The sequence below is a fragment of the Actinoplanes italicus genome (assembly GCF_003001815.1).
GTDB classification, from domain to species: domain Bacteria; phylum Actinomycetota; class Actinomycetes; order Mycobacteriales; family Micromonosporaceae; genus Actinoplanes; species Actinoplanes italicus.
This window is the reverse complement of sequence record NZ_PVMZ01000040.1, coordinates 19,415-34,089: the sequence shown is the minus strand read 5'-3', so window position 1 is coordinate 34,089 and position 14,675 is coordinate 19,415. Positions and strand designations below refer to the sequence as shown.

14 protein-coding genes and 1 pseudogene are annotated in these 14,675 nt (G+C 69.3%); 7 read left to right on the top strand and 8 right to left on the bottom strand.

Annotation, left to right across the window (positions count from 1 at the left end):
* Positions 1-29 precede the first annotated feature (29 nt).
* Positions 30-1,106 carry a DMT family transporter gene (locus CLV67_RS48675; RefSeq protein ID WP_106330808.1) on the top strand — a complete coding sequence of 359 codons (1,077 nt, stop codon included), beginning with the start codon at positions 30-32 and terminating at the stop codon, positions 1,104-1,106.
* A 34-nt stretch (positions 1,107-1,140) separates the two neighbouring features.
* Here the strand turns inward: CLV67_RS48675 and CLV67_RS48670 are convergent, their stop codons facing one another.
* The gene (locus tag CLV67_RS48670) at positions 1,141-1,797 is read right to left on the bottom strand and encodes a response regulator transcription factor (protein ID WP_106330807.1); all 657 of its coding nucleotides are present in this window, start codon (positions 1,795-1,797) and stop codon (positions 1,141-1,143) included.
* Positions 1,785-3,014 carry a sensor histidine kinase gene (locus CLV67_RS48665; protein ID WP_106330806.1) on the bottom strand — a complete coding sequence of 410 codons (1,230 nt, stop codon included), beginning with the start codon at positions 3,012-3,014 and terminating at the stop codon, positions 1,785-1,787. Before CLV67_RS48665 ends, CLV67_RS48670 begins: the two co-directional genes overlap by 13 nt.
* A gap of 133 nt (positions 3,015-3,147) precedes the next feature.
* On the opposite strand from CLV67_RS48665, the gene CLV67_RS51570 reads away from it, so the two are divergent.
* Both CLV67_RS51570 and CLV67_RS51565 read left to right on the top strand, forming a co-directional pair.
* Positions 3,148-3,372, top strand: coding sequence for a hypothetical protein (locus CLV67_RS51570; protein WP_146169628.1), 225 nt, complete (start codon positions 3,148-3,150; stop codon positions 3,370-3,372).
* Positions 3,373-3,577: 205 nt separating this feature from the next.
* On the top strand, positions 3,578-3,760 hold the full coding sequence (locus CLV67_RS51565; RefSeq protein ID WP_146169627.1) for a hypothetical protein: 183 nt from the start codon (positions 3,578-3,580) through the stop codon (positions 3,758-3,760).
* A gap of 112 nt (positions 3,761-3,872) precedes the next feature.
* On the opposite strand, the gene CLV67_RS48655 is transcribed toward CLV67_RS51565, so the two are convergent.
* The 4 genes from CLV67_RS48655 to CLV67_RS48640 all read right to left on the bottom strand — a co-directional run bounded on the left by CLV67_RS48655 (position 3,873) and on the right by CLV67_RS48640 (position 8,668).
* Complete coding sequence (locus tag CLV67_RS48655) at positions 3,873-4,718, bottom strand: hypothetical protein (protein WP_106330804.1); 846 nt, start codon at positions 4,716-4,718, stop codon at positions 3,873-3,875.
* A gap of 169 nt (positions 4,719-4,887) precedes the next feature.
* The gene (locus CLV67_RS48650; RefSeq protein ID WP_203737864.1) at positions 4,888-6,090 is read right to left on the bottom strand and encodes a serine hydrolase domain-containing protein; all 1,203 of its coding nucleotides are present in this window, start codon (positions 6,088-6,090) and stop codon (positions 4,888-4,890) included.
* A gap of 370 nt (positions 6,091-6,460) precedes the next feature.
* Positions 6,461-7,543 carry a winged helix DNA-binding domain-containing protein gene (locus CLV67_RS48645; protein WP_106330803.1) on the bottom strand — a complete coding sequence of 361 codons (1,083 nt, stop codon included), beginning with the start codon at positions 7,541-7,543 and terminating at the stop codon, positions 6,461-6,463.
* A gap of 12 nt (positions 7,544-7,555) precedes the next feature.
* Positions 7,556-8,668 (bottom strand): epoxide hydrolase family protein, encoded by a 1,113-nt coding sequence (locus tag CLV67_RS48640; protein ID WP_106330802.1) that lies wholly within the window; start codon positions 8,666-8,668, stop codon positions 7,556-7,558.
* A 61-nt stretch (positions 8,669-8,729) separates the two neighbouring features.
* On the opposite strand from CLV67_RS48640, the gene CLV67_RS48635 reads away from it, so the two are divergent.
* Positions 8,730-9,710, top strand: coding sequence for a helix-turn-helix transcriptional regulator (locus CLV67_RS48635; RefSeq protein WP_106330801.1), 981 nt, complete (start codon positions 8,730-8,732; stop codon positions 9,708-9,710).
* Between the two features lie 396 nt (positions 9,711-10,106).
* A complete protein-coding gene (locus CLV67_RS48630) occupies positions 10,107-10,643 on the top strand; it encodes a nucleotidyltransferase domain-containing protein (RefSeq protein ID WP_170154295.1) in 537 nt (178 codons plus the stop codon).
* Positions 10,644-10,741: 98 nt separating this feature from the next.
* Here CLV67_RS48630 and CLV67_RS54655 read toward each other — a convergent pair.
* Together CLV67_RS54655 and CLV67_RS48620 are read right to left on the bottom strand one after the other, a co-directional pair.
* Positions 10,742-11,163 (bottom strand): annotated as a pseudogene (locus CLV67_RS54655) (hypothetical protein); the annotation flags it as partial.
* A 64-nt stretch (positions 11,164-11,227) separates the two neighbouring features.
* Positions 11,228-12,394: an MFS transporter gene (locus tag CLV67_RS48620; RefSeq protein WP_170154294.1), complete on the bottom strand. Its 1,167-nt coding sequence runs from the start codon at positions 12,392-12,394 to the stop codon at positions 11,228-11,230.
* Between the two features lie 81 nt (positions 12,395-12,475).
* Between CLV67_RS48620 and CLV67_RS53035 the strand changes: the two genes are divergently transcribed.
* Both CLV67_RS53035 and CLV67_RS48610 read left to right on the top strand, forming a co-directional pair.
* The gene (locus CLV67_RS53035; RefSeq protein WP_203737866.1) at positions 12,476-13,165 is read left to right on the top strand and encodes a CGNR zinc finger domain-containing protein; all 690 of its coding nucleotides are present in this window, start codon (positions 12,476-12,478) and stop codon (positions 13,163-13,165) included.
* Positions 13,166-13,500: 335 nt separating this feature from the next.
* Positions 13,501-14,532 carry a methyltransferase gene (locus CLV67_RS48610; RefSeq protein WP_106330798.1) on the top strand — a complete coding sequence of 344 codons (1,032 nt, stop codon included), beginning with the start codon at positions 13,501-13,503 and terminating at the stop codon, positions 14,530-14,532.
* Positions 14,533-14,675 lie beyond the last annotated feature (143 nt).

Here is a 14,675-nt window from a genome sequence, read left to right as displayed (position 1 = left end):
CGCGAACGGGAATCACGTCACGTCACCCCGTGCCCGACTACCCCGGGCGTGCGGTGACCGACAACGAAGAAGGCAAGGGCGCGGGCTACATACTCATCGCGGCAGTGATGTGGGGCACGATCGGGCCGGCGCAGAGTCTGGCAGCGGGCATCCTCAGCCCCGGCGCGGTGGCGGGGTGGCGGCACCTGATCGGCGGCGCCGCACTGCTCGCACTGTGTCTGCCGCATCTGCCGGCACTACGGCACCGCGGCCGGCGCTTCTGGTTCGCCGTAGTGGTGACGGGCGCGATCGGCGCCGGTTATCAGGTGGCCTTCCTCACCTCCGTGGCGCTGACCGGAGCGGCGCTGGGGACGGTGCTCGGAGTGGCGACGGTGCCCCTGTTCAGCGGTCTGGCGGCACGCTGGACCGGCGGACCGGCGATCACCCGCCGGTGGATCTGGGGATCCGCAGCGGCGATCGTGGGGTGCGGCATCCTGTTCGTGCCGGGTGGCGACGGTCGCGTCGACCTGATCGGTGCGGGATGCGGCATCCTCGCCGGGGCGCTCTTCGCCGCGTACACCGTCGCCGCCAAACGGATGACATCGCGGGCGGGCGACATCAAGGCGACGACCGGGCTGAGCATGCTGGTCGGCGCTCTGGTGCTGGCACCGTTGATCATCAACAGCCGCGGCGAGGTCGAGCAGCCACGTGCCCTGGCGATCATCGCCTGGCTGGGACTCGTCGCCACCGCGCTGGCCTACTCGCTCTACAGCAAGGGCCTGCGGCGCACGAGCGCGGTCACCGCGGGAACGCTGAGCATGGCGGAGCCGCTCGCGGCGGCACTGCTGAGCACCACACTCCTGGGGGAACGTCTGTCAGCGGGAGAGGTGCTCGGTTGTACGGTCATCTTCGCCGGCCTGCTGATAACGGTGACCGGCCGCGCTGCCGGTAAGCGCCCCGTGCTGACCTGTGACGTCTCCGTGGTCGCGGTGGGACTCGTCGAGATGCCCGTCGGTGTCGCCGTGCGGCCTCATATGGTCGGGAGACGTCGGGTATCCGCCGACAGTCGGATCCGCGTGCCGGCCCGCGGGCGTGCCGCGGTGCCCACCCGTACGCAGAGCAGTTGAGACAGGGCCCCGGCGAAGGGCCCTGTCTCGACAATCACTGGTGCAGGGTGCTCTCGAGATAACGCAAGACGGCGGTCACCCGGCGGTCGACCCGATCAGCCGGGTTCAGATCGAGCTTGGAAAATATGCTGCGGATGTTCTTGTGCACCGCGCCCTCGCTGACGAACAGGCGCTCCGCGATGGCCACGTTACCGAGGCCTTGCGCCATCAACGACAGGACGTCCTTCTCTCGCGGCGTCAGCCGGTCCAGGGCGGCGTCCGGGCGGCTACGGGCAAGGAGTTGTCCGATCACATCCGGGTCGACCGCGGTGCCGCCATCGGCGACCCGGTGCAGGGCGGTGAGGAACTCGTCGACCCGGCCCACCCGCTCCTTGAGCAGATAACCGAGTCGTTCGGCGCCGTCGACGAGAAGTTCGGTGGCGAAGGCCTGCTCGACGTAGGCGGAGAGAACGAGCACCGCCAGCCCCGGCAGCCGGCGGCGCGCTTCACCGGCGGCGACGATCCCCTCGTTGGTGTGGGTGGGCGGCATCCGTACATCCACGATCGCAACGTCCGGCTTGTGTTCGTCGACGGCGACGAGGAATTGGGCCGGCGTCGACGTGGTGGCGACCACGTCGAGGCCCTCTGCCCGCAACAGCAGCGCGAGTCCTTCGCGCAACAACGCATCGTCTTCGGCGATCACGATCCGCACGGAAGCTCCACATCTATGGTCGTCGGCCCGCCGACCGGGCTCGTCAGCCGGAAGTGCCCGTCGTACGCCTCGATGCGACGGCGGATGCCGGCCAGTCCGGAGCCTCCGCTCTCGTCGGCACCGCCGCGCCCATCGTCACTCACGGTGAGATGCAGCATATCGGCATCGATGACAACGGTGATGGAGACGCTGGTCGCACCGCTGTGCTTGACCGCGTTGGTCAACGACTCGGCCACCACGAAATAGGCGGTGGCCTCGACGGAGACGGCGCATCTGGCGGGCAGGCGGACATCCAGGTGGCACGGCAACGCGCACCCGGCGACCAGCCCGTCGAGTGCGCCGGCCAATCCCCGATCGTCAAGGACCGGGGGAAGGATGCCTCGCACGACCGTACGGAGCTCAGCGAGCGCTTGCTCGGCGGCGTCTTGCGCCCGATCCAGCAACTCAGCGCCCGCTTCGGGATCACGTGCCAGAGCCCGCCGTGCGGCGCCGAGGAGCACGGCTACCGCGACCAGGCGGTTCTGGGCGCCGTCGTGCAGCGATCGCTCGATGCGGCGCAGCTCAGCGGCATGCGCATCCAGCGCGGCGGCTCGGGTACTGGTCAGTTGAGCCACGCGGAGAGAAAGATCGGTGCCGGGTGGCGGCGCGAGCAGGCGACGACCGGGCAGGGCCTGGAACTTGGCCATCCACTGCCCGGCGCCGAAGATGACTGCCAGCATGCCGACACCGAGCAGCGCGACACCGATCGCGTCCGGCAACCCGTTGATTCTCCACGACACCAGGCCCGGCCCGCCCGCCTCCGGCGGCACCAGGGTGTACCAGAAGGGAAAGGTCACACTCTGCAGGGCGGTTACCGGCAGTGTCAGCCCGATAATGCCCACCGAGAACCCGGCGGTCGCATGCACCAGCAACCAGAGGAGCTCACGACGCACGGCGGGATCACGTATCGCGGTGGCGGTTCGGTCGGACAACTCCGGTGGCCCGAGGATCTCCGGACCCCAACGGGACAGGCGGCTGCGTTCGCGGTCGGCGCTCGATCGAACGGTCCGTAACGCAGCCGGGATCAAGAAGATCCCCACACCTCCGACGCAGAGAACCAGAACAACGAACAGCCACATCAAGGTCGCCAGAGCCAGAACAGCGGTACCGAGGCCACCGACCAGATGTTCCAGCGCGTCGACGGCGATGCGAATCCGTTCGACCAGATATCGCCGCATGACGACCTCCTGAAAGATCTTTACGCCGAAACCTTAGAACATCGTCGATCACCAGGCAGTACAGCAGGCTGTACCATCAGCTGTCTCGGTGGCTGGATCGTCGTCAACGGCAGTCCTCAGTAGCCTTGCAAACATGACGGATCGCATTTCATCGAACGACCAACGGCACCTCCGGAACAACCGAGGCCACCTGCGACCGACGCTGTGGATTCTGCTGATTCTCAATGTGGCCGCCAATGCAGTCGCCTCGTCGATAGGCGCGACCACCCTGACGACCGCTCTCAGCATTCTTTTCGGTTTGGTCGCACTCATGTGTGCCGCAACTCTCGTGGTCGACCATTATCGGCACCACGATTAGCGAAATCCACACCTGCCGAACATTCCCGACGGACTCTCCCCCATCGATCATCGATCCTGGCCGGGCATGAGCCCGTCGCACTCACGACCGGTCGAACCCGACGGAGGCATTCCACCATGCGATCCGCTGCCGCCATCGGCGCTGCCGGTGCGGTCCGCCCGACCGGAGGCTTCGCCCGTTCAGGCAAACGGCCACCCATGCAACCGTGACCACGACGACCTTGGCCGAGCGCCTGCGCCGGGCGCGCGGCCGGGCCTTCGCCGGCAGAGCGGCGGAGCCGGCGCACTTCCGGCACCTGCTACGCGGGGAACCGGACGGCCCGGCCGTGCTCTTCCTGCCGGTGGCGGTGACGATCCGGCTCAGGGCGCTGGTGGCCGGGTCGATGTGACGCAGCAGGAGGGCGGTGCCCTTCTGCTGATCCACGGAGAGCAGGCTGCCGCTACCAGCGGGAGCAATCGTCCGTCCGGTGGCCGTGTCGACGAGGGTCTGCGTCGGCTTGTCTACGGCGCCGGAGACAAGCAGGCGCTCCCCACCCGGGACCGAGCCGGTGAACTGGCCACCCGGCATCTCCCAGCGCTGCTCCCCGGTATCCGGGTCGACCGCCTCGACGACGAAGCCCTGGCCGTTCTTCGTGAGGCAGAGCAGCGGTCCGCAGTCCCGCACGGTCGCGTATCCCTTGACCTCGCGGCCCCAGAGTGGCCGAGGTCGCCGGCCCGGTAGACGGCCACCCGGATCAGGTCTCCGCTGGTTTCCAGCACAAGGTCGACGACGACGAGCCGTCCGTCCACCGCGCTCAGGTAACTGCCCGAGCGGGTGGCGTACGACGTCGGCCGCCACGGCACGGACCCGGAGGCCAGCGGGGTACCGTCGGCGTACCGCAGCACGGTCAGCCCATCCTGCTGGGTGGCGGTGACGACCCGGGCCGGGGCGCCACCGTCGACGTCGATCGACTGTTCGGCCTTGGGCAGCAGTAGCACACCGTGGCGCGCGGTGACGTTCGCCCGGGACGGGCCGGTCGCTACCGGGTGGGTCCAGCGGACCTCGCCGGTCGCCGACTCGTACTCGGTCAGCTCGGTCCTTCCGCCGCGGGCCCGGTGCACGTAGACCGCGTCCTGATCGACGGACCACGACTCGGTGTCCGAGACCGCCGTCGACCAGACCTCACGCAGCACCGGCGGGCCCGGCAGCGCCGAGCCACCGAGCGCCAGGACGGTCAGCACCGCTGTCGCGGCTTTCGCCAGCCGGCCTATCCGGAACCGGGCGATCCCCCGATGCACGCGCGGGTCGCTTTTCGGCTCGTCCGGCAGGTGTTTGATGTCGCCGAGGTCGATCACGGACATGGTCATGCAGCCCTTCTGCTCACGGGCCGGCCCACCACCAGCAGGGGCAGCCACGGGGCGATTCACGCTCCGCCCTCGCGCCGGACCTCGTCGGACGCGGTGGCCACGTCGGCACAAGGCAGCGGGCCGGTGCGGTGGCACCGCCACCACACCGGCCCGGGGAATCAGGTTGATCTCACTTACCGGCGCACAACGCCTTGTCGAACAGGGCCAGCATTTCGCCCTCTTTGGCGTCTTCATTGGTTCCGACGAGGGTGACCGCCCGGCCGTCGGTCGTGATCCCGACGCGGCTCTGGAACCCGTCGGCGTCGCCGCCGTGGCCGTACGCGGTCACCCCGCAGCTGAGCTCGAACTTGATCGTGCCCAGGCCGTAGCTCCACCCCTCGGGAAAACCGGGAGCCGACACCGTCCGGCGCATCTCTGCCAGTTCGCGCGGCTTGAGCAGCCGGCCGTCCTGCAGAGCGACCAGGAATTTGTTCATGTCGGTCGGGGTCGCGATCATCTGCCCCGCGGCGCCGGCGATCGCCGGGTCGAACCGGGTGATATCCATCAGCTTGCCGTCCTGGCCCATCAGATAGCCCTGCGGGTGCGGTGTGCGAATGTCGCGCTCACCCGGGCCGGGGTAATAGGTCTCCCGCAGACCGATCGGCTTCAGGATCCGGTCCGTGATCACCTCGGCGAGCGGCCGGCCGGTCACCTTCTGCGCCACGAGACCCAGTGCCACGTATCCGGCGTTGCTGTAGCTCCACACCGGGTCCTGACCCGGGGTGTACGTCGGAGGCTGAGTCAGAGCGGAGTCGAGCAACTCCCGGGGTTCGAAGAACCGGTTTCGGATCGGCAGGATCCCCCCGTTGAGGAACGTGTAGGTGCCCAGCCCGCTGGTGTGCTGCAGCAGCTGCTCGATCGTCATCCGGCGTCCGTCGATCGCCGCGCCGGCACCGATCCCTCGCACCACACCCGGCAGAAACTTCTCCACCGGATCGGTCAACGCCATCTTGCCTTCGCCTACCAGCTGGAGGATGACCACCGCGGTGAACATCTTGGTGTTGCTGGCGATCCGTACGTATCCGTCGGTCGGAACCTTCGCTCCGGTCCGGATCTCACCCACCCCAGCGGTGTAGTCGGTGACCCGGCCGTGGCGATCCCGGACCGACATCAGGGCCCCGGGAAGCGTTCCGTCCTTGACGATCTCGTCCAGGGCCGCCTGCAGCGCCTTGTCCCGGCCCTTGCCGGCGCTTGCCTTCGACACGTCCGCCGACGCCACGCCCACACCGGCGACCGCAAGGCCGGCAGCCGCCACCGAGGCCACCGCCGCGGCGATCACACCCCGGCGCCAGCCGCCGGGGGAACGCGATTCACGCGTCGGACGATTCACCATACTGAACACGGGAACTCCCATTTGCTTGACTCGCACTGACTCACTCAGTGTTGTCAGCAAATCCACGTCGGACGATCCCACGCACTACCCAGCACCGGTACAGCCAGCACTACTCAATCGGGTTCGGAGAACGCCAGCCGCCGGTGGCCGAGTTACGCATCGGAAGGTGCACCCCATCGGTTTCAGCAGGCATTTCCCCGGCAGGTCGGGAAGGCACCTGGGCCGATGGTCGACGGCGACCTACTCGAGCCGGGTCTATCGGAAACGGTCGTTTACGTGAGGCCCCAACAACAAGGTCATTGTCAGCGCTAATCGCTGTACTGCCCTTCGTCAACCGCGGACCAGACCGGCGGATCGCTGGTGGAGGACGTCATGCCACCGCGTCGAACCTGACGCAGTGTGCCGCATCGGGTTCGAGGAATGCAAGCAGGTCGAGCCCTTCCGCCATCGCGGCGTCCCGGTCGGCGGCGGACATCGGCAGGAACGTCCGTACGACCAGCGTGGCCTCGCCGTGGTTCTTCTCGACCGTCCACGCCGCCGCAGTGGCACCGTCGACGAGCACGGGGTTCGGTACCGGCCCGTGCGGCGTTACCGCCTTGGTGCGGAACTCGTCGGTGACGAATCGGCTGCGGTCCTTGTGGGAGAGCAGCAGGTTGTCGAAGTCGTACAGGAACCGCACGGGTGCCGGCGTGTCCGGATCGGGACGCGGCGCGTCGGGCAGGTCGAGGTACCCGCCGGCGAACTCGACCAGCCGGAGCCGCTCGACGATCTCGCTCAGCTTCGTGAGCCCGCACCACATCTGGATGTCCCGGACCGTCGCCGGTCCGTACGCGGCCAGATACCGCAGCACCAACGTCTCCAACGACGCGGTCCGCGCCGGTGCGTCGACCCATTCGTCCAGCGGCGCGTGCATCGTGCGGCCGCTGCGTTTCCACACCCCCCGCGGCGGGATCTGCACCACCGGCAGAAGGTTGCGCACCATGTACGCGAGCGCCGCGGGATCGTTGTCGGGCCAGCGCTCCAGCAGCGCCTCGCCGAGCTCCGCCGGGGTGCGCGGCCGCTCCGCCAGGATCTCGCGGCCGGCCGCCACCACCGCGTCGGTGTCGAGCTCGCGCGTCCAGCGCCCGTGGGTGCTGTTACGGAACAGGTCCCGGTCGAGGGCGGGCTGCACGAGCGGGCGCAAGGCCACCGCGTCGGCCGCGCTGACGAAGTGGATTGTCGAACGCATCAACGCCATCCGCACCGCCTGGCGGGAGGTGAGCAGATCGGCCACGTCGGTGGGCCGGCACCCGGCGACTCGCGCCCACAGACCCACGTACCAGGTATGCGGCGTCTGTGCCTGGAGGCCGACGAGGTGCTCGGTCACCTCCAGTGGCGGCAGCCCGGTCCGACACAGCAGGAACTGCCGCGCCAACGTTGCCCGGTTCAGCGCCCGGTGATCGAGCACCCTCATCGACGTCTCCCTCTACTGGTTGTTGCGGAAGAACTCACGCATGTCGGCGACCAGCGTGGCCGGCGCGTCGTGCGCGGAGTAGTGGCTACCCTCGTCGTAGTACCGCCACGAGACGATGTTCGCGTGGTCGCGTTCGCCGAGCGCGCGGATCGACTGGAAGTCGTACTTGAAGTTGGCCAGCCCCAACGGGACCGTCGTCGGCCCCTCCGGCTTGTCGGACGCGTGACGGTCCTCGAAGTACAGCCGCGCCGCCGCCCCGGCTGTGCTGGTGAACCAGTAAATGCTCACGTTCGTGAGCACGATGTCCGGGTCGAGCGACCCGATCAGCTGCGCGCTCCACGCCAACTGGGCCACCGGCGAGTCGGCCAGTGCGTGCGCGATCGTCTGCGGCGCGAGCGACTGCATCTTGTCGTGCGCGCCGCCGTTCTCGTTCCACCACTGCAGGAACTGAACCCGGCCCTGGTCCTCCTCGGACATTCCCTCCAACTCGGCCGGGTCGCCCGACGGGAACGAGAACACCTGCGTCACGTGGACGCCGGCCACGTGCTGCGGGTCGACCCGGCCGACCTCCGGTGAGATGAGCGCCCCGGCGTCGTTGCCATGGACGCCGTACCGCTCGTAGCCAAGGCGGCGCATGAGCTCCGCCCACGCCCGGGCGATCCGGTAGCGGTTCCAGCCCTTCTCTGCGGTGCGGCCGGAGAAGGCGAACCCGGGGATCGACGGGATCACCAGGTGGAACGCGTCGGCCGGGTCGCCGCCGTGCGCCCGCGGGTTGCTCAGCGGCCCGATCACGTCGATGAAGTCGAGCACCGAGCCCGGCCAGCTGTGCGTGAGGATCAGCGGCGTCGCGTCAGGCTCCGGCGAGCGAACGTGCAGGAAGTGCACGTTCTGCCCGTCGATCGTCGTCGTGAACTGCGGGAAGGCGTTCAGCTTCCGCTCCCAGGCGCGCCAGTCGTACCCGTCGCGCCACCGCTGCACCAGCAACCGGACCCGCTCCAGTGACACGCCGTAGTCCTCACCCGCGTCGGGCAGCTCGTCGGTGAAGCGGGCTCGCTCCAGGCGGTCGGCGAGGTCGTCGAGGTCGGCCTGCGGGATGTCGATCGTGAATTCCCGGATCTCCGTCATGCCAAAACGGTCTCACCCTATTAGGAGAACAACGTTCCTAATAAGGTGAGATTCTGGAACCATGTTGGAGACGTCCGCGCGCCTGTTGCGCCTGTTGTCACTACTGCAGAGCCCCCGAGACTGGACGGGCACCGAGCTGGCCGCGCGCCTCGAGGTGAGCGGGCGCACGATCCGGGCCGACATCGAACGCCTGCGCACCCTCGGGTACCCCATCGAGGGGCTGCGCGGGGCGGTCGGCGGCTACCGGCTCGGCGCCGGCGCCGACATGCCTCCACTGTTGCTCGACGACGACGAGGCGGTCGTGGTCACCGTCGCGCTCAAGGCCGCCGCGTCGGGGTCGATCGGCAGCTCACCGGGCGGCGTGGAGGAGACCGCGCTTCGCGCCCTCACCAAGCTCGAGCGGGTGCTGCCACCCCGGCTCCGCCGCCGGGCCACCGCCCTGCGGACGGTCACCGTGTCCGTGCGCCCGGACACGGCCGGCCCGTTCGCCGATCCCGCCGTGCTGTCGACGCTGGCCGCCGCCTGCCGCGAGCACGAAGGCATCCGATTCGACTACCAGTCCCACGGCGCGGTGGCCTCCCGGCGGGAGGTGGAGCCGTATCGGCTGGTCAACTGGGGCCGCCGCTGGTACCTGTTCGCCTACGACCTGAGCCGCTGCGACTGGCGCTCGTTCCGCGTGGACCGGATCAGCCTGCGGACACCGAACAACCCCCGGTTCACCCCACGCCCGCTGCCCACCGACGACGTGGCCGCGCACGTCTCCCGCGGCGCCTCCGCGGCTGCCTGGCGGTACCGGGCCGCGGTCATCGTCCACGCCCCGGCGGCCGACATCGCGGCCCGTATCAACCCGGCGGCCGGCTCCGTCGAACCCGGCGACGACGGCCGGTCCTGCGTGTTCCACACCGGCGCGGACTCCATCGAGACACTGGCGGTGCACCTGAGTCTCCTCGACGCCGACTTCACGGTCACCGAACCGGTGGAACTGGTCGACCATCTCCGCGCGCTGGCCGCCCGTTACACCCGCAGCACTCGGGCAGGCTGATTGAACCGGCCCTCGAGAACGAACAGAGATGATGTGCAGGTGTCTCCATCAAACCCGGGGCGGAACACGCCGTTCCCCGCGTCATCGAGCTCACGCCAGCACGTGAAGAGGGTCCGCTGACTTTCGTCGACGTTCCCGACCTGGCAGCCGCATTGGAGCAGAACCGGGATTCCGCCTGCTGACCACAACGGAACTGGATGGAGCGCTCGACGCAGCGAAGTGGCCACGGATCAGCCAAATCCGACATGCGCTACTGGCAACCCCAAACGTTGGCGAGGGGTCTATTCAACTACTGGGACCAGCCCAAGATCACGCATGCTCCTCTGCCGCGTACCGCTCGACGGCGTGCCGTCGCAACGGTGTGGAACCGGGGCGATATGCCCGCATACTTTCCTCATGCCGAGCAGTACCCCGCCTGGAGCGCAGACCACGCTTGACGATGTCCTCTTTGTCCTCCGCCTGGCCGATCAGGTGGGTGCGCGGTTGTGGATCGACGGCGGCTGGGGAGTCGACGCGCTGATGGGCGGCCAGACCCGCGGGCATGGCGACCTCGACGTCGCGATCGAGGCTCGTCACCTCAGCCCTTTCCTCGCCGGGCTGTCAGACCACGGCTTCGTGCGGGTCGGGGAGGATGGCGCTACGGCGTGGAACTTCCTGATGCGTAACGCCACGGGAGCGGTCGTCGATCTGCACGTCATCATTCTCGACGCGAATGGCGATGGCGTGCTGGGGCCACCGGAAGCGGGTCAGGCCTATCCAGCCGAGTCGCTGACCGGGCGCGGCAAGATCGCCGATCGGATCGTGGACTGCATCGCTGCGGCATGGGCCGTCAAGTTCCGCGACGCCTACCCGGGTGATGCCGACGACCGCGCCGATGTCCTGGCGCTGTGCCGCCGGTTCGAGCTACCGGTTCCTGATCAGTACCGGAGCTGATTCGGCTCCGCGGCGCACTCTCATCTGCCGCGATCCGCTTGCTGCCCAGCCTTGACGGTTGCCGGACGTCGGTCGGTGGGTCGGCGAGGCGAACAGCTCTATGCCAACAATCTCGGATAGCCGATATAGGCCAGGTCGGCGAGGAGGTCGGCTGTCGATCGTTCAGCGTTTAGGCGCCGCACCAGGCTCGGGCTCAGCGGGGTCCACGCGAAGACCTGACGTACGGCCTCAAGGTCTACGGGTTTGCCGTAGTGGTCCTCGGCGAAGCGGTGATAGGCGAGGCCGGTCGGATCGAGCATGACAGAGAAGAGCCGATCGGCGCCGTCGGGATCGGGGTGGTCGGAAAGTCGATGTCGCCGGCGTGCCACCGGTCATCGCGGGCTTGCCGACACAGACAAACCGTCGCTTCCAGCGTGCCTTCGTAACTGAACGTCGGCTCGTTCACCGCTGCGGAGAACACCTGCGGCACTGTGTCGACCAGTCCTGGCCGCAACAGTTCGTCGTTCACGGCCGGGCTCATCCAGCGAAGATCCTCAGTAGTGGGTGACATTTGTTCTCGTTGCCGACGACCGCAACGTGCTGCCTCACCGGGTGGACAACGCCCGCTGCTTCCGCCGAGGGCCCACTGGTTGACCGCAGGCCAGCGCCAAGGCGATCCCTCCGAGCGCCGCTCCGATCAACAGCGTGCTTGCCACGCCGAACCCCGACACCGTCAGGCCACCGGCGAAGGCCCCTACGGTGATGCCGACGTTGACCGCGGCTGACAGCGTCGCGGCCGCCACGTCGGAGCGTCCGGGCGCCACCTGCAGAACCAGGCCACCCAGTACTGCCGTGAACGCCGCGAATGCCATGCCGGACAGGGCGATCATGCCGACGGCCGCCACCGGCTGCCGACCGAACATGTACAGGACGAGCAGTGCCACGGTCTGCAGCGCCACGGTCGCTGTCAGGGCACGCCACGGGTTGCGGTCGACGAACGCTCCGATCGCGAGCATGGCGAGCACGCTGGCGATACCGCGCGCCAGGAGGATGGCGCCGACGGACGCGGCGGCGAGGCCGGTGACCTCGGTGACGTACAGGGCGACGTAGGTGTAGGCGGCGATGGCGCCGGCCGTTGTCAGGATGGCGATCACCACGAGCAGCCAGAACCGTCGGGCATCGGGGGCCGCGCCATAGGTGGCGTGCCCCTCGCCGGGTCGTGCCGACGGCAGCAGGGTCGCCACCATGGCCAGGACCACCGCGCCGAGGCCGGCTACCGCCAAGAACGACGCCTGCCAGCCGGCCTTCTCGCCCAGCCAGGTGCCGGCTGGCACTCCGACGAGCAGCGCGACGTTGCCGCCGGCGAACACCGCCGCGACCACCCGTCCGCGCAGGCCGGGCCGGAACAGCTCGGCCGCGGCCGGCACCACGACCGCCCAGAACAGGGCATGGGTCAGCCCGGTGGCCACCCGGGCCATCACTGCTTGTGCGAACGAGGTGGCGAGGACCATGGCCGCGTTGCTGACGATGAAGCCGGCCAGCAGCCCGGACAGTAACCATCGACGCGAGACGCGCCGGGAGAGCACGGTCAACGGGACCGAGGTGATCATGACGACTGCGCCGTAGACGGTGACCAGCATGCCGACTCGCGACGGGGAGACGTCCAGGTCAGCGGCCATCGGGAGCAGCAGGCCGACCGGCAGGCCCTCAGCGGTGCCGTACAGAAAGGTGCCACCGGCCAAGCCGATCAGAGCAACAACCGCGCGCTTCACGGGTTCACCTCGTTTCCGGCTAAGCAGATTTTGATGGAAACATGGCGCCGGACTGCCGCGCAACCGGTAAACTGCGTTTTGATGGAAACAGTGACTCGCATGCGTCTGGTCGGCGGCAACCTCGCGCTCGACTTCGTCAACACTCGGGTCGGTCCACCGGGCGCCGCCCCGGACGACGACGTGCTCACGAGCTATCCCGAGTTGGTCGCCTGGGGCAGGTACACGGGCGACCTGACCGACGCCGAGACGACAGCGCTACGCCGACGCGCCCGCGCCGATGCAGCCGGCGCGGACGCCACCTTTCTGCGCGCTCTGCATACCCGCGCCTACCTGGACGAGATATTCCAGGGGCTGGCCGCCGGCCGGAGCCCGGAGCCGACCACTCTGGCCCAGTTGCGGGACGACGAAGCGGACGCGCTCGCCCACGCCCGGCTCGACCCGGACGGCGGGTTCGCCTGGACCTGGCGCGACGACCACTCACTGGCGCGCCCGCTACGGCCCGTGGTACACGCGGCGATCGGGCTGCTCACCACGGCCACGACGGAACGCATCAAGCGGTGTGAGGGCTGCAGCTTCGTCTTCTACGACGAGAGCAAGAACCGCAGCCGCCGCTGGTGCAGCATGGAGGACTGCGGCACCGCCGAAAAGATGCGGCGCTACGTCGCCGCCCGGCGCAGCCGGCTCATTCGCGAACGGCCAGGCAACACCACGTCCCGTCAGCCCACGGAAGCACCGAAAGACCTGACCGCTCCTCCGGCGGGCTCGACGTAACCCCGCCGGAGCTCGGCCGCATGGGTTCTACGGCATGGGCCGGGTAGACGATCTACCCTCGGCCCGGCTCTCAGAGGCCGAGGGCAAGTAATCGAATGAACCCGTTCCACTCCCGCCGCCGACCGGCGTTGGTGGGGACCCGAATCGTGCCGCAACAGCACCCCGCCAGGCGCCGGGCGGGTACCGGGGCACGGTCGAGTCGGCGCGGCTGGTCCTCGTCGGCGACGAGCCCCGCGCCCGTCGCCGAGCGCGTCCGGGCCGATTCGCTGGGTGACGCGACCACAATGGACCGGCCTACGATGAGGTTCAACGACGGGTGACAGGGGGACCACGCCATGTCCGACGAGCCGCAGCGCATGTTCACGCCGACCGAGCAGACCGACAGCGCCGCGGCCGGCCCGCCGCCGCCCGCCCGCATCATCGAGCTGGCCGCCGGCTTCATGGTCTCGAAGACGCTGTTCGCGGCCATCGAGGTGGGACTGTTCGCGGCCGCCGCACCCGACGGCAGCACCCCGGCCGAGCTGGCCGAGCGGTGCTCCATTCCCGAGCGCAGCGCCCGCGCGATGGCCGACCTGCTGGCCGACGCGGGCCTGCTGGTACGCGACGGCGACCGATTCCGCAACGCACCCGACGCCGAGGCGTTCCTCGCCGGGCGGGGCCCGTTCGACCTGCGGCCGCTGGCCCGCTACTGGGATCTGGTGAGCTACCCGACCTGGCGGTACGCCACCGAGGCGTACCGTACCCGGCGCGGTGTGCGGCCGCAGCTCGACAAGACGCAGACCGAGGCGTACGAGTCTGCCGTCGAACTGGTCACCGCCGAGACCGCCGCCGACCTGGCCCGCGGCTACGACTTCGGCCCGCACCGGCGGCTGCTCGATGTGGGCGGCGGCTACGGCACGTTCGTCAGGCCGATCCTCGCCGCGTACCCCGATCTCAGCGCGACGCTGGTCGACCTGCCGGAGGTGGCGTCGGCGGTCGCCGCGGAGGCGGCGGACGGGCCGCTCGCCGGCCGCCTCACCGCCGTCGGGCAGGACATCTTCGCCGAGCCGTTGCCCGGCGGGCACGACGCCGTGCTGGTCGCCAACGTGGTGCACCTGTTTCCGCCCGAGCAGATCGCCGAGCTGCTCCGCCGGGCGCGCGCGGCGATCGCCCCCGGCGGGCGCCTGCTGCTGGTCGACTGGTGGCGCACCGACGTGGCGCCGCACCCGTCGGCCCGGTTCGGCGCCGGCGAGTTCCTGATGATCAGCGGCGGCGACCTGTACCAGGTGGACGAGGTCGCCACCTGGCTCGGCGCGACGGGTTGGCGGTTCGCCGGCCTGCACGAGCTGCCGCCTCCCTCCGGCCTCATCGTGGCCGAGCCGGCCTGATGGCGTAGTTCGGTGCCGCAGGGCCAGCGGCCGGGTCGGTGCGAACAAACCCGACAGGCGCCGCTCCGCCCGCCGGCGGGGTGCAAGGTGGCCCCACAAGCGGCCGGCCGGCCAGCACTCCACTTTCAGACCCAGTTGAGCCA

Coding starts and splice junctions, on each gene's coding strand:
- CLV67_RS48640 (WP_106330802.1), bottom strand. CDS start 8,668: ATGACGGAGATCCGGGAATTCACGATCGACATCCCGCAGGCCGACCTC.
- CLV67_RS48655 (WP_106330804.1), bottom strand. CDS start 4,718: ATGACCATGTCCGTGATCGACCTCGGCGACATCAAACACCTGCCGGAC.
- CLV67_RS48635 (WP_106330801.1), top strand. CDS start 8,730: ATGTTGGAGACGTCCGCGCGCCTGTTGCGCCTGTTGTCACTACTGCAG.
- CLV67_RS53035 (WP_203737866.1), top strand. CDS start 12,476: ATGGAAACAGTGACTCGCATGCGTCTGGTCGGCGGCAACCTCGCGCTC.
- CLV67_RS48650 (WP_203737864.1), bottom strand. CDS start 6,090: ATGGTGAATCGTCCGACGCGTGAATCGCGTTCCCCCGGCGGCTGGCGC.
- CLV67_RS48610 (WP_106330798.1), top strand. CDS start 13,501: ATGTCCGACGAGCCGCAGCGCATGTTCACGCCGACCGAGCAGACCGAC.
- CLV67_RS48665 (WP_106330806.1), bottom strand. CDS start 3,014: ATGCGGCGATATCTGGTCGAACGGATTCGCATCGCCGTCGACGCGCTG.
- CLV67_RS48645 (WP_106330803.1), bottom strand. CDS start 7,543: ATGAGGGTGCTCGATCACCGGGCGCTGAACCGGGCAACGTTGGCGCGG.
- CLV67_RS51570 (WP_146169628.1), top strand. CDS start 3,148: ATGACGGATCGCATTTCATCGAACGACCAACGGCACCTCCGGAACAAC.
- CLV67_RS48630 (WP_170154295.1), top strand. CDS start 10,107: ATGCCGAGCAGTACCCCGCCTGGAGCGCAGACCACGCTTGACGATGTC.